Source organism: Paraburkholderia sp. BL18I3N2, assembly GCF_003001875.1.
Taxonomy (GTDB): domain Bacteria; phylum Pseudomonadota; class Gammaproteobacteria; order Burkholderiales; family Burkholderiaceae; genus Paraburkholderia; species Paraburkholderia phytofirmans.
In genome coordinates this window covers 995,878-1,013,157 of sequence record NZ_PVNC01000001.1, presented here as the reverse complement: position 1 = coordinate 1,013,157, position 17,280 = coordinate 995,878, and the positions used below count along the sequence as shown (strand labels likewise).

19 protein-coding genes are annotated in these 17,280 nt (G+C 65.1%); 6 read left to right on the top strand and 13 right to left on the bottom strand.

What is annotated here, in order from left to right:
• Positions 1–150: 150 nt before the first annotated feature.
• The 3 genes from B0G75_RS04660 to B0G75_RS04645 all read left to right on the top strand — a co-directional run bounded on the left by B0G75_RS04660 (position 151) and on the right by B0G75_RS04645 (position 3,169).
• Complete coding sequence (locus B0G75_RS04660; RefSeq protein WP_106301054.1) at positions 151–2,034, top strand: bifunctional sugar phosphate isomerase/epimerase/4-hydroxyphenylpyruvate dioxygenase family protein; 1,884 nt, start codon at positions 151–153, stop codon at positions 2,032–2,034.
• Between the two features lie 384 nt (positions 2,035–2,418).
• Complete coding sequence (locus B0G75_RS04650) at positions 2,419–2,751, top strand: hypothetical protein (RefSeq protein ID WP_106301912.1); 333 nt, start codon at positions 2,419–2,421, stop codon at positions 2,749–2,751.
• Between the two features lie 157 nt (positions 2,752–2,908).
• The gene (locus tag B0G75_RS04645; protein WP_106301051.1) at positions 2,909–3,169 is read left to right on the top strand and encodes a hypothetical protein; all 261 of its coding nucleotides are present in this window, start codon (positions 2,909–2,911) and stop codon (positions 3,167–3,169) included.
• 121 nt (positions 3,170–3,290) lie between these two features.
• Here B0G75_RS04645 and B0G75_RS04640 read toward each other — a convergent pair whose 3' ends face one another.
• The 6 genes from B0G75_RS04640 to B0G75_RS04610 all read right to left on the bottom strand — a co-directional run bounded on the left by B0G75_RS04640 (position 3,291) and on the right by B0G75_RS04610 (position 8,689).
• Positions 3,291–3,620, bottom strand: coding sequence for a hypothetical protein (locus tag B0G75_RS04640; protein WP_007177862.1), 330 nt, complete (start codon positions 3,618–3,620; stop codon positions 3,291–3,293).
• Positions 3,621–3,630: 10 nt separating this feature from the next.
• On the bottom strand, positions 3,631–4,398 hold the full coding sequence (locus tag B0G75_RS04635) for an AraC family transcriptional regulator (protein ID WP_106301048.1): 768 nt from the start codon (positions 4,396–4,398) through the stop codon (positions 3,631–3,633).
• A gap of 514 nt (positions 4,399–4,912) precedes the next feature.
• Positions 4,913–6,199: an FAD-dependent oxidoreductase gene (locus B0G75_RS04625; protein ID WP_106301039.1), complete on the bottom strand. Its 1,287-nt coding sequence runs from the start codon at positions 6,197–6,199 to the stop codon at positions 4,913–4,915.
• Between the two features lie 159 nt (positions 6,200–6,358).
• Positions 6,359–6,616, bottom strand: coding sequence for a (2Fe-2S)-binding protein (locus B0G75_RS04620; RefSeq protein WP_106301036.1), 258 nt, complete (start codon positions 6,614–6,616; stop codon positions 6,359–6,361).
• Positions 6,609–7,736: an FAD-binding oxidoreductase gene (locus B0G75_RS04615; protein WP_106301033.1), complete on the bottom strand. Its 1,128-nt coding sequence runs from the start codon at positions 7,734–7,736 to the stop codon at positions 6,609–6,611. The genes B0G75_RS04620 and B0G75_RS04615 overlap by 8 nt, the downstream gene beginning before the upstream one ends.
• Positions 7,733–8,689, bottom strand: coding sequence for a 4-hydroxyproline epimerase (locus B0G75_RS04610; protein WP_106301030.1), 957 nt, complete (start codon positions 8,687–8,689; stop codon positions 7,733–7,735). Before B0G75_RS04610 ends, B0G75_RS04615 begins: the two co-directional genes overlap by 4 nt.
• A 350-nt stretch (positions 8,690–9,039) precedes the next feature.
• On the opposite strand from B0G75_RS04610, the gene B0G75_RS04605 reads away from it, so the two are divergent.
• The gene (locus tag B0G75_RS04605) at positions 9,040–9,945 is read left to right on the top strand and encodes a dihydrodipicolinate synthase family protein (protein WP_106301027.1); all 906 of its coding nucleotides are present in this window, start codon (positions 9,040–9,042) and stop codon (positions 9,943–9,945) included.
• 20 nt (positions 9,946–9,965) lie between these two features.
• On the opposite strand, the gene B0G75_RS04600 is transcribed toward B0G75_RS04605, so the two are convergent.
• On the bottom strand, positions 9,966–10,706 hold the full coding sequence (locus B0G75_RS04600) for a response regulator transcription factor (protein WP_106301024.1): 741 nt from the start codon (positions 10,704–10,706) through the stop codon (positions 9,966–9,968).
• Positions 10,707–11,103: 397 nt separating this feature from the next.
• On the opposite strand from B0G75_RS04600, the gene B0G75_RS04595 reads away from it, so the two are divergent.
• Both B0G75_RS04595 and B0G75_RS04590 read left to right on the top strand, forming a co-directional pair.
• Positions 11,104–12,405, top strand: a complete 1,302-nt coding sequence (locus B0G75_RS04595; protein ID WP_106301021.1) for an MFS transporter — start codon at positions 11,104–11,106, stop codon at positions 12,403–12,405.
• A gap of 144 nt (positions 12,406–12,549) precedes the next feature.
• Entirely contained in the window at positions 12,550–14,034 is a 1,485-nt protein-coding gene (locus B0G75_RS04590) for an MFS transporter (protein ID WP_106301018.1), read from the top strand.
• Positions 14,035–14,152: 118 nt separating this feature from the next.
• On the opposite strand, the gene B0G75_RS04585 is transcribed toward B0G75_RS04590, so the two are convergent.
• The 6 genes from B0G75_RS04585 to B0G75_RS04560 form a co-directional block, all read right to left on the bottom strand.
• Positions 14,153–14,425: a hypothetical protein gene (locus tag B0G75_RS04585; RefSeq protein ID WP_012426442.1), complete on the bottom strand. Its 273-nt coding sequence runs from the start codon at positions 14,423–14,425 to the stop codon at positions 14,153–14,155.
• Between the two features lie 64 nt (positions 14,426–14,489).
• Positions 14,490–14,921, bottom strand: coding sequence for a DoxX family protein (locus B0G75_RS04580; protein WP_106301015.1), 432 nt, complete (start codon positions 14,919–14,921; stop codon positions 14,490–14,492).
• Positions 14,922–15,133: 212 nt separating this feature from the next.
• Positions 15,134–15,541 carry a VOC family protein gene (locus tag B0G75_RS04575; RefSeq protein WP_106301909.1) on the bottom strand — a complete coding sequence of 136 codons (408 nt, stop codon included), beginning with the start codon at positions 15,539–15,541 and terminating at the stop codon, positions 15,134–15,136.
• Positions 15,542–15,696: 155 nt separating this feature from the next.
• Positions 15,697–16,161 carry an RbsD/FucU family protein gene (locus tag B0G75_RS04570; RefSeq protein WP_106301012.1) on the bottom strand — a complete coding sequence of 155 codons (465 nt, stop codon included), beginning with the start codon at positions 16,159–16,161 and terminating at the stop codon, positions 15,697–15,699.
• 80 nt (positions 16,162–16,241) lie between these two features.
• Complete coding sequence (locus B0G75_RS04565; protein ID WP_106301009.1) at positions 16,242–16,667, bottom strand: hypothetical protein; 426 nt, start codon at positions 16,665–16,667, stop codon at positions 16,242–16,244.
• A 25-nt stretch (positions 16,668–16,692) separates the two neighbouring features.
• Positions 16,693–17,061 carry a nuclear transport factor 2 family protein gene (locus B0G75_RS04560; RefSeq protein ID WP_106301006.1) on the bottom strand — a complete coding sequence of 123 codons (369 nt, stop codon included), beginning with the start codon at positions 17,059–17,061 and terminating at the stop codon, positions 16,693–16,695.
• Between the last annotated feature and the right edge of the window lie 219 nt (positions 17,062–17,280).

The window sequence follows — 17,280 nt, the reverse complement described above, 5'->3', positions numbered from 1 at the left end:
GAGAGTTCGGCTTGCGTCTTGCTGACGCGTGTAACGAACTGGTCCATTTTCCGCATTGCAGCATGCCCGTCGCCGGACCTGCGAGCGTCGCGCGCCGGCCGCTGCGCGCCTTAGTCAACAGCCGTTTGAGTATTTTTGCAGGAGTCGTTCATGCAACGTTCGATTGCCACCGTGTCGATCAGCGGAACCCTCGTCGAAAAGCTGACCGCGATCCAGGCGGCGGGCTTCGAAGGCGTCGAGATTTTCGAAAACGATTTGCTGTATTTCGACGGCTCGCCCGCCGACGTGCGACGCATCGCTGAAGATCTCGGGCTGAAAATCATGCTGTTTCAGCCTTTCCGCGATTTCGACGGTGTCAGCCCGGAGCGCCTCGAGCGCAATCTGGACCGTGCGAAGCGCAAGTTCGACGTCATGCATGAACTCGGCACCGACCGCATCCTGGTGTGCAGCAACGTTTCGCCCGACACCATCGGCGACGACGCATTGATGACCGACCAGCTTGGCGCGCTGGCCCGCGCGGCGGAGGCGGCCGGCGTGATCGCGGGCTATGAAGCGCTCGCGTGGGGCAAGCACGTCAAGACCTACCGGCACGCGTGGAAGCTCGTGAATGCCGTGAATCATCCGAATCTCGGGCTCGTGCTCGACAGCTTCCACACGCTGTCGTTGAACGACACGCCGGACGCGATCGCCGACATTCCTGGCGACCGCATTACCTTCGTGCAGATCGCCGACGCGCCGAAACTCGCCATGGACGTGCTCGAATGGAGCCGCCATTACCGCTGCTTCCCCGGCCAAGGCGATTTCGATCTGGCCAATTTCACGGCGCAGGTCGTGAAAACGGGCTACAGCGGGCCGCTTTCGCTGGAAATTTTCAACGACGGTTTTCGCGCCGCGCCGACCACCATCACGGCCGCCGATGGTCATCGCTCGCTTCTGTTTCTCGAGGAACAGACCCGCGCGCTGCTCGAAAGCACGCAGCAGCCGGTCGGCGACCTGTATCGCTCGCCTGCGGCGCCCGCGCACGTCGGCTACCAGTTTCTGGAGTTCGCGGTCGACCACAGCACGCGAGCGCAACTCGTCGACTGGCTCGGCAAACTGCGTTTTCGCGAGGCGGGCCGGCATCGCTCGAAGGAAGTCACGCTTTATCAGCACGGCGCGGCCTCGATCGTGCTGAACGCCGAGCCGGATTCGTTTGCCAACGCGTTCTTCCAGCAGCACGGCTTGTCGCTCTGCGCGTCGGCATTTCGCGTGGACGACGCCAATCAGGCGTTCGAACGCGCCGCCGGCTTCGGTTACGCGCCGTTTTCCGGGCAGATCGGCCCGAACGAGCGCGTGCTGCCCGCCGTGCAGGCGCCGGACAGCAGCCTGAACTATTTCGTCGACGAAACGCCGGATCAACCCACCTTGTTCGAGGCCGATTTCGTCCTCACCGACATCAACGGCCCGAGCGAGGTGGGGCCGCTCAGCCGCATCGACCATGTGTGCCTGTCGGTGCCGGCGAATTCGCTGGATACGTGGGTGCTATTTCTGCGCACTGCTTTGGGCTTCCAGGCCGAGCCTGGCGTGCTGGTACCCGATCCGTACGGCCTCGTGCGCAGCCGCGCGCTGCGCAGCCACGACGGCTCGGTGCGGATCGTGCTGAATGCCTCCGTGGACCATCACACGGCGGTGGCCGAGGCGTTGCATACGTATCACGGCTCGGGCCTGAACCACGTCGCCTTCAGCACCAGCGACATTTTTAGCGCGATTCCCGAGTTCGTCGCCGACGGCTTGCCCGTGCTGCGCATCCCGCGCAATTACTACGAGGATCTGGCCGCCCGCTACGCGTTGCCGGACGAGACGCTGGACGCGCTGCGCGCCAATAACATCCTGTATGACCGCGACGAGCGCGGCGGCGAGTTTTTCCACGCTTACACGGAGCAGCTCGACCAGCGCTTCTTCATGGAGATCGTCGAGCGGCGCGGCGGTTACGACGGCTACGGCGCGGCCAATGCCGCAGTGCGGCTCGCCGCGCAGGCGCAGCGGCGCAAATAGGCCTTTGGCGATTTGGCGATTTGGCGATTTGGCGATTTGGCGATTTGGCGATTTGGCGATTTGGCGGTTTGGCGGTTTGGCGGTTTGGCGGTTTGGCGGTTTGGCGGTTTGGCGGTTTGGTGGTTTGGTGGTTTGGTGGTTTGGTGGTTTGGTGGTTTGGTGGTTTGGTGGTTTGGTGGTTTGGTGGTTTGGTGGTTTGGTGGTTTGGCGGGCAAATTCTAGTCGGCGACTTCGGCCAGGCGGGCACGGCGTGTGCGGCATCGGCAGGGGTAGCCGCGCCACATCGATATAATGGCGCCTGATTTCGCGGCCGACGCCGCGCTGTTGCGTCAGAAGCAGGCGCCGCGCGTGCCTTTGTCGGCCGAATCTAACGTCAGGAGAGATATGAAGAAGTTTGCCGTAGTTCTGACAATTCCCCTGCTCTTCAGCGCTTGCGCGTACTTCCAGAAGAATCCGGATGCCGGCGAGCCCGTTACGGACACCACCACGCAACGCTCCGTCAACGACGTGGTCTCGTGCCTAACGCAACTGGCCACCAGCCACGACGCAGCGTTCAAGTCCACGGCGATCCCACAAGGCCAGATGCTCGACTTCGGCGATTCGAATATCGTCAAGGTGCGCAGCGATAACGGCGCGACGACTTACCGTTTCTATGCGGGCAAGCGCCACGTGAGCAATCTGTGGATCGAGTCCGCGGGCAAAACCTGCGCCCCGTAAAGGTTGCGGGAGGGAAAGAAGGTGTAAGTGTGACAATCGGTAACATGGTTCGATGCAATCTTCGTGTCATGGTGTTACAGGACAATAGACTCTTAAGAATCGTTTAAGACTTCGTCCGCATCATCCATCCGACACGAAACCGCACAAGGTGCGAACCATGAACCAGCCCGATCACAACACGAACGACACCCCGGCGCCGGCCAAGCGACCTACTATTTTGCGCCGCCTGCTGAGCCACCACGAGCTGGCAACGCTGCTGCTGTTGCTGCACGCGCCGATCGACGCGTTTGCCAAACCCGAGATTCCGCAGCTTCACGAAGCCGGATTGATTGAAACCGTGTCAAGCGACGCAGGCGGTTCGCGTATCCGTCTGACGCCCGAGGGCAACGCCGTACTGCGCGGCCTCGGCATAAAGTAACGCACGTCGCCGGATTCGCGCGCGAAAGCGCGCAAAGCGCGCGTATAAGTCTCAGGCCGCTTAACCTGACAGAGCACCGGCCAGACTCACGCTGACAAGCGCCGCGACCGGCTCTCGAGCATCACGCTTGCCACACGCCGTACCCCGCTTCGCGCAGTCCAATCGCCAATTCCACTTCCATATCCTGTGCGCCGCGGTAAGGCATGGGATTGAACACCTCGTACAGTTCGGGCACAAGGCGCAAGCCGTAATCGCGCACATAGCGATTGGCCTGAATGCCGGCCTTGTGCCGATCGAAGCGCAGATCCGGGTCCAGTCCCGTCATTCCCACGTACACACAAGGCTTGTCGAACCGGTAGTCCGGATTCGCGCGGCGAAAACGCGCCTCGTTCCAGACCTTGTCGTCCAGCGCAACGACGTAGACGTAGTAATGGTGCTTGCGACGAGCCATGTGCTGCGGTTCAACTCCGCGAAGTGCCGTGTAGCAGCATGCGGTATTCGGTCGGCGTGATGCCGACGGTCGCCTTGAATTGCCGCGTGAACGCGCTGTGATCGGTGTAGCCGCACAGCGCGGCGACGTCGGTGACCTTGTCGTGCGACACCAGCAGCGCCGTGGCGGCGTCCAGGCGGGTTTTCAACAGCACCTGGCGCGGCGTCAGATGAAACACCTTGTGGAAATAGCGCTCCAATTGCGCGACCGACATATTCGCCATGGCCGCAAGTTGCTTCAGACTCAAAGGCTGGACGTAATTTTCCTGGATGGACTGCACGACCGCGGCGAGGCGACTGTAGGCGGGATGGCTGCTTTCGTCAGCTTTCAGATCGCGGGAAATACCGGCGAGGCCGACCACTTTGCCGGCAGGATCGCGCAGCGGCTGTTTGCAGGTCAGACACCAGCCCGGCTGGCGGCCGGGATACAGATGCAGTTCCAGTTGGTCGATCATCTGGTTGCCGACGTTGATGATCGCCTTGTCCTGCGCCGTGTAGATGCGGCCAAAGCGGCGCGGGAACACGTCCTCGGCGGTCCGGCCGAGCAGCGCGGACTTTTCCTTGAAGCCGCAGCGCGACGCGAGCGTGCGGTTGACCAGCGCGTAACGCGCCTCGGCGTCCTTGACGAAGAACACGACGTCCGGCATCGCGTCGAAGACAGGCTCGAGCAGCCTGAAGTGCGACAGCATGCCGGAGAGGGTTGCGTCGTCCGGTTCGAGCGGATGAGCCAGCGTGTTCATCTTGCGGGTTCCGTTGGTCGGGGCGTTAGTTGGGGCGGTTGGGGCAGCTGGGGCAGCGTTTGGTTTTGTGGTCTAGGGCTTCGGGCTTCGGGTTGCGGGCTTCGGGTTGCGGGCTTCGGGTTGCGGGCTTCGGGTTGCGGGCTTCGGGTTGCGGGTTGCGGGTTGCGGGTTGCGGGTTGCGGGTTGCGGGTTGCGGGTTGCGGGCGGCTGGTTGCTGCCGGTCGCTCACCTGCCGATTGCTCGGTTGCTCCGCTGCTCGGTTGCCGATTGCCGGTTGCTCGGTTGCCGGTTGCTCGGTTGCTCGGTTGCTCGGTTGCTCGGTTGCTCGGTTGCTCGGTTGCTCGGTTGCTCGGTCGCTCGGTCGCTCGGTTGCTCGGTTGCTCGGTTGCTCGGTTGCCGACCGACGCTCAGTGCAAGAAACTCGGCGCTCGGCCCGTGCGCCCGACACGTGCGGTCGATTATAGGGCCGCGCCGCCACCGACAATATCCGCCGGACGCGTGGACGCACCGCGGCTCATTCAACCGGCGGCGGCTCCGCACCCACCGCCATCAACGTACCGATTCGCGCCGGACTGAAAGGCGGACGCGGCGCGGCGGCCTGCCACCCAAAGTACACGCTGGCCGCCGCGCCGCAGATTCTTCCCTGGCAGGCGCCCATGCCGCAACGCGTATGCAGCTTGGCCGCGCGCCAGTCGGCGAAGGCGCGCACCTCGCCGATGCTCACGTCCTCGCAGCGGCACAGCAGCGTGCTATCCGCGGGCGGCGTGCGCGCGGCGTCCCGCAATGCGAATGCCGTGTCGACGCGGCGCCCGAACCGGCGCCAGCGCGCGCGCTGCGCGTCGAGGGCGGCATGGTCCGCGCCGGCGCCGCTTGCGGCGAGACCCGCGATCTCGCCTTCCACACCGGCCAACTCCGCGCCGCCGACACCGGTGCATTCGCCCGCCGCGAACACGCTTTCGACCGACGTACGCTGCTCGCCGTCGACGACGATCTCGCCCGCTTCGCCGATCGCGCAGCCGAGCGCCTGGGCCAGCGTGATGTTCGGCACGAGTCCATAGCCGCAACCGACACGATCGCAATCCAACGTCACTCGCCTGCCGTCGCGGCCACGCCTGACGGTGACGCGCTCGACGCGGCCCTCGCCCTGCGCCTCTTCGATCATGCTGCCGGTCCAATAGTGCAAGCCCGCGAAACCGCGCGTCATGCCGACGGCTTGCCGCAACTTGGCAGGCGCCGCCAACAGGGAAACGCCGAAGCGCGCGACGTCGAACGCCGAAGCCTGCTCCACCACCGTCACCACCCGTGCTCCAGCAGCGCGCGCGGTAGCGAGCGCCGCAATCAACAAAGGACCGCTGCCGGCAATCACGATCCGCTCGCCACGCACCGGCATGCCGCCCTTGATGAGCGCCTGCAGCGCGCCCGCGCCGGTTACGCCGGGCAAGGTCCAGCCGGCGAATGGCAGAAGCCGTTCGCGTGCGCCGGTCGCGAGAATCAGGCGCTCGTAGGTGACGCACGCGCCGCCGAATTCCGTCGATTCGAGCAGCAGGCCGCGAGAACTCAACGGCGCAACGACGCGTGTCGACGGCCAGTGTGCGATGGCGCTTTGCCCGCCGATCGCCGTCAGAAGAGTGCTCAGTTGCGCCTGCGGCGCGTGGCTCGGACCTTGACGCCAGATCTGGCCGCCCGCGCGTGGATTGTCGTCGACGAGCGCAACCGTGGCGCCCGCGCGCGCGGCGGCGGACGCGGCGTTCAAACCAGCGGGACCGGCGCCGACGATGACGATGTCGAAGTGCTGTTTCATCGCGAGCCCGTAACTTGGTTCAACTCGGCCAGGCGGCCTCCCATGGCGACGATAATTAAGTGGTGTTTCATCAAATGCCCACCGCTTCGTGCAAGCCGACCCGGCTACCTTCGACGACCACAAGATCGAAGTGCAACCTCATTGCGCACCCCGCGCGTCCTAAGTACTAACACTCTGCCCTTCCCGACACAAAGTCTGGCACGCCAGCGCATGCGCCCGGCCGTCGATCGTCACGCGGCATTCCTGACACACGCCCATGCCGCATAGCGCGGCGCGAGGTTGACCGCTCACCGACATTCGCGTGCCGCGAACGCCCGCTAACACGAGCGCCGCGGCCACGGTCGTGCCGGCATCGACGTCGATACGGCGGCCATTGATCGTCACGCTCACGCGCGTCGCCACGCCCGCGCTATTCATGAATCACCTTTTGGGCAAAACGAACCGGCAAATAAGGATCGAGAGGAATCGCCGTGCCACTCTGCACGATTTGCGCCGTAAGCAGCTTCGCAGTCGCAAGCGAGGTCGTTACGCCCAGCCCCTCGTGTCCAACGGCGAGCCACACGCCTGGCGCGAAGTCGCCGGCCGGACCGATTAGCGGCAGGCCGTCCGGCGATGCCGCGCGAAACCCCGTCCACGCGCGAATGCCGCTGAGGGTCGGCAGCACCGGCAGATAGCATGCGGCGCGCTGCAGCATCTGCGCGAGTACGGGCATGTCGACGGCGGGATCGGTGGTGTCGAACTGGCGCGACGAGCCGATCAGCAATTGTCCCGTGGGCCGCGGCTGTGCATTGAACGCCACCGAGGTGCCGGCCGCATGATGCGCGCTCTTGATGTAGCCAAGTTCGAGCAACTGATGCCGGATCAAGCCGGGATAACGGTCCGTGATCAGCAGGTGGCCTTTCTTCGGCTGCAAAGGCAGCGACGCCACCAATTGCTGCGCACCCAGACCATTCGCCACGATCACGTGCGCCGCGCCGATGTGTTCGCCGCTCGTCAGCGTGACACCGCTTGCGCTGACCGACGCCACCGCGGCACCTAAACGCAAATGGATATTTGCCGCGCCCGGCGATCGTGTCAGCAGCCACTCGGCGACGGTCGGCGCGTACACGATGCTGTCGTGCTCGATCCGCAAACCGCCCGCCATCGATGCCGCCAGCGCCGGCTCGCAAGCCCGCAGCGCGGGCGCGTCGAGCAATTGCGCGGCGATTCCCTGAGCCTCGAACGCGGCATGCATCGCGCGCGCGGCCTGCCACTCTTCTTCGTCGGCGGCGACCCAGAGCGTGCCGCAGCCCGCGAACGCGTCGCGCGGACGCAGTTGCGGCGCTAGCTCCAGCCACAAGTCTCGTGAATAGCGGCTTAGCGCGAATTCCGCCGGCGAATCGTTCATCACGACGATGTGCCCCATGCCCGCCGCCGTCGCGCCGCCGCCGATGCCCTGCGCGTCGAGCACCTCGACCCGCATGCCGAGCGCCGCCAGTTCCGCCGCGCATGCCGCGCCGACAATACCTGCGCCGACGATCAACGCGTCCGCCGTCATGCCGCGGGGATGCCCCACGCGAACGGGTCGCGCTCGTCGAAGCAAAGACGCGCTTCTGCCGCGATGTACGCGTGACCGGTGATAGTGGGAATCACATGGACGCCATCGCCGGCGTGGCGATAGCTCGCCTCGAACACGCTGCCGATAATGCTTTCCTGCCGCCACACCGCGCCTTCGGCCAGTTTGCCGTCGGCAGCAAGGCAGGCCACTTTGGCGCTCGTGCCGGTGCCGCACGGCGAGCGGTCGTACGCGCTGCCGGGACAGAGCACGAAGCTGCGGCTGTCGAGGCCATCGCGCGAACCTGGTCCGAAGAGTTCGATGTGGTCGATCAAGGCGCCGTCCGCGCCGGTGATGCGCTGTGCAATCAGCGCGTCGCGAATCGCACCGCTGAACGCCGTCAATTCGCCGATCTGCGACGCTTCCAACGCGCGCCCGTGGTCGGCGACGAGAAAGAACCAGTTGCCGCCCCAGCCGATGTCGCCGGTCAGCACGCCGTGACCCGGCACGTCCACTTGCACCGACTGGCGATACCGGTACGCGGGCACGTTGCGCACCGCGACGCTGCCGTCGTCGTTGAGCGCCGCTTCGACAATGCCGACCGGCGTCTCGATCCGATGCCGTCCCGCCCCGATCCGTCCGAGGTGCGCCAGCGACACGACGAGACCGATCGTGCCGTGCCCGCACATGCCGAGATAGCCGACGTTGTTGAAAAAGATCACGCCGGCCGCGCACGTCGGGTCGTCCGGCTCGCAGAGCAGCGCGCCCACCACCACGTCCGAGCCGCGCGGTTCGGTGACGATGCCCGCGCGCCAGTCGTCGAACCGCGTGCGGAACACGTCGAGCCGTTGCGCCAGCGTGCCGCCGCCGAGATCCGGGCCGCCCGACACCACGAGGCGGGTCGGTTCACCGCCGGTGTGCGAGTCGATGATGTCCAAGGTTTTCATGATGCCCATGGTAGAAACGGCGGGCGGGCGAGTCTTGGTGTGCTTACGCGTGGATTGTGACGATTTCGGCATAGCCATGCGATGACGCGACGGCCTTGCCCGCTCGCACCGACCGCAGTCGGAGCCGGCGTGCAAGACGCACAACGGACGTGACCTGGAGCGCACGCCGTCATGCCGCTGACGCGCACTCAACGGACCTCGCCCTTCATCCTGAAATAAGCCATCGAATCTTGATCCGACGACTCAACGGGCGAAGCGGTTATGCTGAAATCGTCATTTGCCACGCGCGATTCACGCAAGACGGCAGGATTTTCCCTGCTTACACTGCGCTGAACACATCAACACTCAGGAGAGCAGTCGTGGCGCATATCTGGGAAGGCGTATTGCCCGCAGTCACCACTAAATTCAACGCGGATTTCAGCATAGATCGCGCGTCGACCGGCAAGAATATCGAGGCGCAGATCGACGCCGGCGTGGACGGCATCATCGTGTGCGGATCGCTGGGCGAAGCGTCGACGCTCTCGCTGGATGAAAAGCTGCAAGTACTCGACATCGCCGTCGAGGCTTCGCGCGGCCGCGTGCCGGTCCTGCTGACGATCGCGGAAAACAGCACGCTCGACGCCTGCCGTCAGGCCGAAGCCGGCAGCCGTCATGGCGCGGCCGGTTACATGGTGCTGCCGGGGCTGCGTTACCTGTCGGACCGCCGCGAGACGCTGCATCATTTCCGCAGCGTCGCCGACGCGAGCGCGCTGCCGCTAATGATCTACAACAATCCGCTCGCCTACGGCGTCGACATGACGCCCGACATGTTCACGGAAATTGCCGACGAGAAGAAGATCGTCGCGATCAAGGAATCATGCGGCGACGTGCGGCGCGTGACCGACCTGATCAACGCGGTCGGCGACCGTTTCGCGATTCTCTGCGGCGTCGACAATCTCGCGATGGAGGCGATCCTGATGGGCGCGCATGGCTGGGTGGCCGGTCTCGTGTGCGCGTTTCCGCGTGAGACGGTGGTGATCTACAAGCTGCTGAAAGCGGGGCGCATCGAGGAGGCGCGGGCGATCTACCGCTGGTTCGCGCCGCTGCTCGCGCTCGATGTATCGGCGAAGCTGGTGCAGAACATCAAACTTGCCGAAGCGATGGTCGGACTCGGCACGGAGCCGGTTCGCCCGCCCCGTCTGCCGCTGGCCGGCGACGAACGCAAGGCCGTCGAAGCATTGATTCGCAAGGCGCTTGAAACGCGGCCCGCGCTGCCGCAGATTTGATCCGACGCGGCTGGTTGGCGTCAGGCCGCCTGCTTCTCGGCGTCGATCTCCGCATCGATAACGGCGGCTTGACCCTGACGCAGATGCAGCAGCCGGTAGCCGCTCTTATAAACCGGTTGCAGCCGGAATTCGTTTTGCGGCTCGATCTCGAGCAGAAGGCGCAGCCGCGAAACGTGACTGTCGATGGTGCGGGTGAATTCGCGGAACTCGCGGCCCCATACCATCGCGAAGATGTGGTCGCGCGACAGCACGCGGCCGATGTTGGAGAAGAACAGCGACGCCAGCCGGTACTGCGTGCCCGACAGCTGAACCGGCTGGCCGCGCAGCATGACGAGTTGGCGGTGCGTGTCGAAATGGTATGGACCGACATCGAAACTGGCGGAGCTGAACCGGTCCGGATACGCCCGCCGCAGCAGTGCGGCGACCCGCTCGCGAAACTCGGCTGCGCGCAGCGGCAACCCGACATAGTCGTCTGCGCCCGCGACGAACGCGCGCACGATGTTTTCCTCCGCCGTGTCCGCCGATGCGAACATGACCGGCAGACGGTCGCCGCCCACCGCGCGCGCCGCGCGCAAAACCTCGGCGCCCGAGAGGCGCAGGCCCTGCCAGTCGAGCACCAGCAGATCGACCGTGGAACGCGCGAGCGCTCTCGACATGCTCAGGCCGTCGTCATAGGTCGAGCAGGAATGGCCAGCGCTCGTCAGGACCTTTTCGATCGACTGACGCATGACCAGGTCACGCTGAAGAATGGCAATACGCATGGGATGACTCGGAAGATAGCTCGGACGCGATTCTCAGAGGCGCGCCGATTCCATCCCATAGGAGCAATCCTAATTACATATGAATCGATTGGCCCGGACAACGCGGCTCCGCATTCCTACATTCGCTACCGACAAGTCCTGAGAACACGGTCGTCGCCATTGCTGTCGAAAGAGCACATTCCCGGGAACTTTTCCCAATCTAATTAAGCACTTCCCGAAGCAATCGGCTTTCATCCTGTAAAATCCCGCCTGGCCTCAATCGTCATCGCGCTTGCCTTACCCGGGCTAGCGCGCCGGTGTCCCGTGCTCTACCCAGCGCTTTCCACACTTCTCGCTCGACGACCGCCGTATTTCCACGCGCTACGTGTGGCTCCCAATTCAAGACATGACACAAGCAATGCAAGCGACAAATCTGGGTGGAGCGCAGGCTGTCACCCCACGCCCTCTTGGGCGCAGCGATTACAAAACGCTCGGACTCGCCGCCCTCGGCGGGGCGCTCGAGTTCTACGACTTCATTATCTTCGTATTTTTCGCGCCGGCGATCGGCCAGCTATTCTTCCCGGCGGCGATGCCGGACTGGCTGCGTCAGGTGCAAACCTTCGGCATCTTCGCCGCGGGCTATCTGGCGCGGCCGCTGGGCGGCATCATCATGGCGCATTTCGGCGACCTGTTCGGCCGCAAGCGCATGTTCACGCTGAGCGTGCTGCTTATGTCGGTGCCTACGCTGATGATGGGCCTGCTGCCCACTTACACCAGCATCGGCGTGCTGGCGCCGGTCCTGTTGCTGCTGTTTCGCGTGATGCAAGGCGCGGCGGTCGGCGGTGAAGTCCCGGGCGCCTGGGTGTTCGTCTCGGAGCACGTGCCGCAGCGGCACATCGGCTATGCGTGCGGCACGCTGACGGCCGGCCTCACGGCGGGCATCCTGCTCGGCTCGCTGATCGCATCGGCGGTGAACCGCAACTTCGCGCCGGCGGAAATCTCCGCTTACGCGTGGCGCATTCCGTTCCTGGTCGGTGGCGTGTTCGGCATGTTTTCGGTGTATCTGCGCCGCTGGCTACATGAAACGCCGGTGTTCGCCGAGCTCAAGCAGCGCAAGGCGATTGCCGCCGAAGTGCCGCTCAAGGCCGTGCTGCGCGACCACGGCCGCGCCGTGATCGTGTCGATGCTGCTCACGTGGATGCTCTCCGCCGCAATCGTCGTGGTGATCCTGATGACGCCGACGCTGCTGCAAAAGCAGTTCCACATCGCGCCGGCCACGGCGCTGCTGGCGAACTGCGTGGCAACGCTGTGCCTGACGATCGGTTGCGTGATGGCGGGCTCGATTGCCGGCCGCATTGGCGCGGGGCGCACGATTTTCGTCGGCGGCCTCGCGCTGGCGGTGACGTATTACGTGATGTTCCAGCAACTCGCCGTCGACACCTCCGCGCTAGTGCCGCTGTATGCGGTGGCGGGTCTGTTCGTCGGCGTGATCGGCGCGATTCCGTTCGTGATGGTCAAGGCGTTCCCGCCGGTGGTGCGTTTCTCGGGCATCTCGTTCTCGTACAACGTGGCATACGCCGTGTTCGGCGGCCTCACGCCGATCGCCGTGTCGCTGATGATGAAGTCGAACCCGATGGCCGCGCCGATGTACGTCGGCGCGATCTGCATTCTCGGGGCACTGACCACGCTGTTCATCAAGGACGCGCCGCAAAAGCACTGATCGGCAGCTTGCGCTTTGTCACAACGGCGTGCCGCAAACGGTGCGCCGTTTTTGTTTGCATCATCGGGCTCGACGGCTCGCGCTTGCGGGTGACATCCACACTTCACGCCGCGCCGAAACATGGTGCGCTGCATCGAGCCTACGATGTACCGCATGAACTCCTCAAATTCCTCCCACTCGTCCGCACTCGGCCGCGTCCTCGCGACGGTCAGCGTCGGCTTCGTCGTCACGCAACTCGACGTGACCATCGTCAACATCACGCTGCCGAAAATCGGCGCGGATCTGCATGCGAATGTCGCCGCCCTGCAATGGGTCGTCGACGCCTACACGCTCGCGTTTGCCGTGCTGATGCTGTCCGCCGGCGCGCTCGGCGACCGCTTCGGCGCACGGCGGCTGTACGCGGCCGGTATTGTGCTATTTGCGCTCGCGTCGCTCGCCTGCGGTCTCGCGCTCGACTCGGCCATGCTGGTAGCGGCGCGCGCGGTGCAAGGCGTCGGCGCCGCCGCCATGCTGCCGAACTCGCTGGCGCTGCTCAATCAATCGTACGGACACGATCCCAAACTGCGGGCGCGTGCGGTCGGACTGTGGACTGCGGCGGGCGCGATTGCGATCGCGGCGGGGCCGGTGGTCGGCGGCCTGCTGATTGCGGCGTTCGGCTGGCGCAGCATCTTTCTCGTCAATCTGCCGATTTGCGCTGCCGGCTTCCTGGCGACCCTGCGGTGGGTGCCACGGCCCGAAGCCGCGACGCGTCGAAAGCCGTCGTCGCCTGCGGCCGTCGCTTCCGACACGAAGCCGCGCGGCATTGACCTGGGCGGCCAGTGTCTCGCCATTGTCGCGCTGACCGCGTTCGTCGCTGCTGTGATCGAATGGCGGCCACTAGGTCTCGGCCACCCGCTCGTGGCCGGCGGCTTCGTGCTCGCGCTGATCGCGGCGAGCGCCTTTGTCCTCGTGGAATCGCGCGTCGCGGCGCCGATGCTGCCGCTCTCGCTCTTCAGCAAGCGCTCCTTCAGCGTGGCGGTGCTGTTCGGTATCTGTGTGAATCTGACGTACTACGGCATGGTGTTCGTGCTGAGCCTGTATCTGCAGCGCGTGCGTGGCTATACGCCGTTGCAGGCGGGCCTTGCATTCCTGCCGCTGACTGGCGGCTTTTTGCTGTCGAATGTGGCGAGCGGCTGGGTGGTCGGCCGCTTCGGCGTGCGGGTGCCGATGATTGCCGGCGCGATCACCGCCGGGCTCGGCTATGGCCTGTTGCATTGCGTCGATGCCGGCACGCCGCTCATCGACCTGCTGCTGCCGTTCCTGCTGATTCCATCGGGCATGGGCCTGGCTGTTCCGGCGATGACCACCGTCGTGCTCGCCTCGACGGACGCGCCACGCGCCGGAACCGCGTCCGCCGTGCTGAATACGGCGCGGCAGGCAGGCGGCGCGGTCGGCGTTGCCGCTTTCGGCGCGTTGGCGAGCGGCGCCGCTGCGGTGCAGATCGTGACGGGCATGCGGGCGTCGAGCGCCGTCTCGGTCGGCTTGCTGGTGATCGGCGGCGTGCTGAGCTGTTTCGTGCATCCGCAGCCGCAGTCGTCGGACGCCGCGCATCGCCATGCAGGTCGCGAACGGGTCGGCGAATCGCGCTGAGGGTGGCGCCTGTCGGGATCGTGTGCACAAAAAACGACCCCCGCGATGCTTGCGCATGGCGGGGGTGGTGACGGGTGGTTCGACGGCAACTGGCTAGTTCGCCACGCCGCCTCCCGGCTTACAGCGAAGCTTCCTGAATCGTGCCGGTGTCGATGGCGCGCTCGATCAGCCCTTCGTTTTGCGCTTTGGCGATGGCGTCGGCGATCAGTTTCTCCGGTTCCTCGATTTCGGCCTTGATCGTGCTGATGAACCCGGACGCATCCAGAACCACCAGCGTCTTCGCCGAATCAGCCAGGCTGATGATCACCCGATGCGGCGTGGGCCCCTCACCAAGACTCGCGCACAACTGCGTGGCCTTGCCGCCAATGATTTGCTCAAAACTCTGAATCATTATTTGCTCCCTTGGTTACGGCCAGAATCGAAAGCGACTCGCACAGACTACCTCAACTGCCGCGTCAAAGCCCGAGTCCGCCGCGCGGCGCTCGCGCTCCGTCGATGCTGATACGGCCCGCGCCCGTCACGAACAGCAGCAGGAAACCGCCGGCAATGCCGATGTTCTTCCAGAAATGGATCACCATGTCGCGTTGCAAGGCGGCGTCGGTGACATTCCAGAAATCGTGGCCCAGCACTGCCGTCGCCACCGTGTACACCGCCATGATCAGCGCGAGCGGCCGCACCTTGAAGCCGACGATCAGCAACAGGCCACCGAGCGCCTCGACCGCCGTTGCGATCGGTGCGGCGATCTGCACGAACGGCACGCCCTTCGAATGCAGGTAGCCGACAAAGCCCGCGTAGCCCAGCAGCTTCATCACACCGCCCCACAGGAACAGCACAGCAAGCGCAATACGAGCGATGAGGATAACGCCGGAATCGACGGGACGCGACATGAGGGACTCCAGTAAATGAATAAGCAGCAGACCCGGCCAGCAGCCCGCAGTTCCCCACTTTGCACCTGACAACAGGGCTTTTGCCCGCCTTTTCCTAGCACGGACAAGGATGAGCAGCGCGGGACGCGCCGCATGCCGGGAATGGAAAAACGTCCGAGCGGGCCGCCCGGTAGCGGCCACGGCGAGTGCCGATGGCGGAATTGCCGCCGTGCTTATGCGTGAGGATACGTTGCGACTTCGATCAGATTGCCGTCCGGATCGCGGCAATACACCGAAGTCATCTTGCCGCGCGCGCCGTCGCGCTCCACCGGACCGGCCTCGATTTCAACGCCTTGCGCAAGCCAATGCGCCTTGACCTCGGCCGGGCCCGCGGTCGTGACGAAGCACAGATCGGCGCTGCCGGGCACCGGCTCGCGGCCGGTGAACCACGCGACGGTGTCGGCGGTTACGGGACGCAGATTGATCTTCTGATTGCCGTAGAACATCGCCACCCGCGTGCCGGTGCGCGACTCGAACTCGGCGCGCCGCATGCCGAGCATACGTGCGTACCACGCCGCGCTGACTTCCACGTCGGCGACGTTCAGAACGAGATGATCGAGAGTGTCTATCGAGAAGCTCATGGTTTTCGTCACCGTGATGTAGGGCGATGCGCCGCGACGGATCGGCTCGATCCGCCGTCAGCGGCCAGACGAAAAACTAGCACGTGCGCGAGATCCGCGTGCGGCGACCGGCGCGTTGCGCTTATGGCTTCGCGCCGCAATGGAGTTGGCGAAGGTTACGACTGAGGCGCGTCCGGCGCGAGCAGAACGCCCTTGGTGAAGACGAAGCAACCATAGCCGCGCTCTTCACCGGTCGCGATCACACAATACGCTTTGCGCGCCCGTTCATAAAACGCAAACCGTTCGATCGACGCGAACGGCACGTCGCGCCCTTCCGCGGCGTTGATCTCAGCCTGCGCCTCGCGCTGCACGGCCGGAATGGTGTGCGGCTCGCCCACCACTTCCATGCGCGACGCGGGATGCTCGATGAATGTGTCCAGCGGCATCACCGACAGCACCGCGCGAATCGCGCGCGGCGAGCTCACGCCGTCGAGGCGGAGCACTTTGCCCAGCACGCTCTCACGCGCAACCGAATCGCCGGGGAAATTGGCGTCGCAGATGACGAGTTCGTCGCCATGGCCCATCGCGCGCAGTGCATGCAGGATGTCGGCATTCAGCAGCGGGTCCAGATTCTTCAGCACGGTGTCTCCTTGTGGTCCGGTTGGCGGTTTTGACCGCCGAGGTTTGGACGTGGGTTATCGGGTCGCGCGAAGCGAGTGGCTCATGCTCGCGTTCGGGTCGGGCCGACGCGGCGGGCGCCCGGCTCGGCGAGCGCGTGTCCGCGCGACGGATCGCATTCCAGCGGACGATTGTAGCAAGCAACGTCGCGGGCATTCGTCGAGGGTGGCGCGAGGCGGCTGGGCGTCGCGTTGCTGGAGCGGTGGGTCGGGAGAACGCGCTGCGTGGCCGGCACAGTCACGCCCTCACCGCACTGGCAGCGCAACCAGCCGACCACCGCCAGCAGCACGAGGCCCGCGCCGCCCAACACCGGCTCGCGCCAGCCCAGCAGCGCGATGAACATGAACGCGCGCGCTCCAGCGAGCAGCGCGAAGCCGGCGATCACGCCGGACAGCGAGTCGAGTGCGCCCGACAGGCGCGCCAACGTGATGGCCGATTGGGGCGTCGTGGCGGCAGCGGGCTCGTGCATGATCGTCTCCGTAAAAAAGGGGTGGTCAGACGCCGCCGGGCACCTGGTCGAGGAAGCCGGTGACGGTCTGCAAGCGTCCATGCGGATCGATCACGCCGAAGTCGGATCCCTTCACGATCGCGTCGCCCGCGGGCGTGGTCAGCTCCCACGAGAAACGCAGCCGGTCGGCGAAGCCGTCGACCTGGCCCGTACGGCGAAACGTGTGATGCGGGAAGCGCTCGTGCACCGCGCGAATCATCGCGTCGATGCCGGCGTGGCCCGCGCCCGCCAGCAGCGGGTCGCGATAGTCGGCGTCGGCGCTCCAAGTCGCGGCGATCAACTCGCGACGGCGCGCGCCATCGGTTTCGTTCCATGCGTCGAAATAACGGTCGATCAGATCGGTATGCGCGTTCATCTCCAGACTCCTTGATTGGCAGGACTGAGCACTACGCTCGGCAGACTCGTTGTATGCGGCGGGCTCGGAGTGAAGATTGACGGCTCGGGCGCGCTGCGTCGATTACGTGCGAGGTAAGCATCCTCGCGTTTCGTAGTTCGTCGGATTGGCCATCCGGCCGAGTCGTCAGCCGCGCTGGCAGCCGCTAACCTCGTGTGGCGAATGGGGGCCGCGCGGCGC

Excerpts from the sequence above, each read along its gene's own strand:
- B0G75_RS04660 (WP_106301054.1), top strand. The coding sequence starts at position 151 with ATGCAACGTTCGATTGCCACCGTGTCGATCAGCGGAACCCTCGTCGAA.
- B0G75_RS04650 (WP_106301912.1), top strand. The coding sequence starts at position 2,419 with ATGAAGAAGTTTGCCGTAGTTCTGACAATTCCCCTGCTCTTCAGCGCT.
- B0G75_RS04645 (WP_106301051.1), top strand. The coding sequence starts at position 2,909 with ATGAACCAGCCCGATCACAACACGAACGACACCCCGGCGCCGGCCAAG.
- B0G75_RS04640 (WP_007177862.1), bottom strand. The coding sequence starts at position 3,620 with ATGGCTCGTCGCAAGCACCATTACTACGTCTACGTCGTTGCGCTGGAC.
- B0G75_RS04635 (WP_106301048.1), bottom strand. The coding sequence starts at position 4,398 with ATGAACACGCTGGCTCATCCGCTCGAACCGGACGACGCAACCCTCTCC.
- B0G75_RS04625 (WP_106301039.1), bottom strand. The coding sequence starts at position 6,199 with ATGAAACAGCACTTCGACATCGTCATCGTCGGCGCCGGTCCCGCTGGT.
- B0G75_RS04620 (WP_106301036.1), bottom strand. The coding sequence starts at position 6,616 with ATGAATAGCGCGGGCGTGGCGACGCGCGTGAGCGTGACGATCAATGGC.
- B0G75_RS04615 (WP_106301033.1), bottom strand. The coding sequence starts at position 7,736 with ATGACGGCGGACGCGTTGATCGTCGGCGCAGGTATTGTCGGCGCGGCA.
- B0G75_RS04610 (WP_106301030.1), bottom strand. The coding sequence starts at position 8,689 with ATGGGCATCATGAAAACCTTGGACATCATCGACTCGCACACCGGCGGT.
- B0G75_RS04600 (WP_106301024.1), bottom strand. The coding sequence starts at position 10,706 with ATGCGTATTGCCATTCTTCAGCGTGACCTGGTCATGCGTCAGTCGATC.
- B0G75_RS04595 (WP_106301021.1), top strand. The coding sequence starts at position 11,104 with ATGCAAGCGACAAATCTGGGTGGAGCGCAGGCTGTCACCCCACGCCCT.
- B0G75_RS04590 (WP_106301018.1), top strand. The coding sequence starts at position 12,550 with ATGTACCGCATGAACTCCTCAAATTCCTCCCACTCGTCCGCACTCGGC.
- B0G75_RS04585 (WP_012426442.1), bottom strand. The coding sequence starts at position 14,425 with ATGATTCAGAGTTTTGAGCAAATCATTGGCGGCAAGGCCACGCAGTTG.
- B0G75_RS04580 (WP_106301015.1), bottom strand. The coding sequence starts at position 14,921 with ATGTCGCGTCCCGTCGATTCCGGCGTTATCCTCATCGCTCGTATTGCG.
- B0G75_RS04575 (WP_106301909.1), bottom strand. The coding sequence starts at position 15,541 with ATGAGCTTCTCGATAGACACTCTCGATCATCTCGTTCTGAACGTCGCC.
- B0G75_RS04565 (WP_106301009.1), bottom strand. The coding sequence starts at position 16,667 with ATGCACGAGCCCGCTGCCGCCACGACGCCCCAATCGGCCATCACGTTG.
- B0G75_RS04560 (WP_106301006.1), bottom strand. The coding sequence starts at position 17,061 with ATGAACGCGCATACCGATCTGATCGACCGTTATTTCGACGCATGGAAC.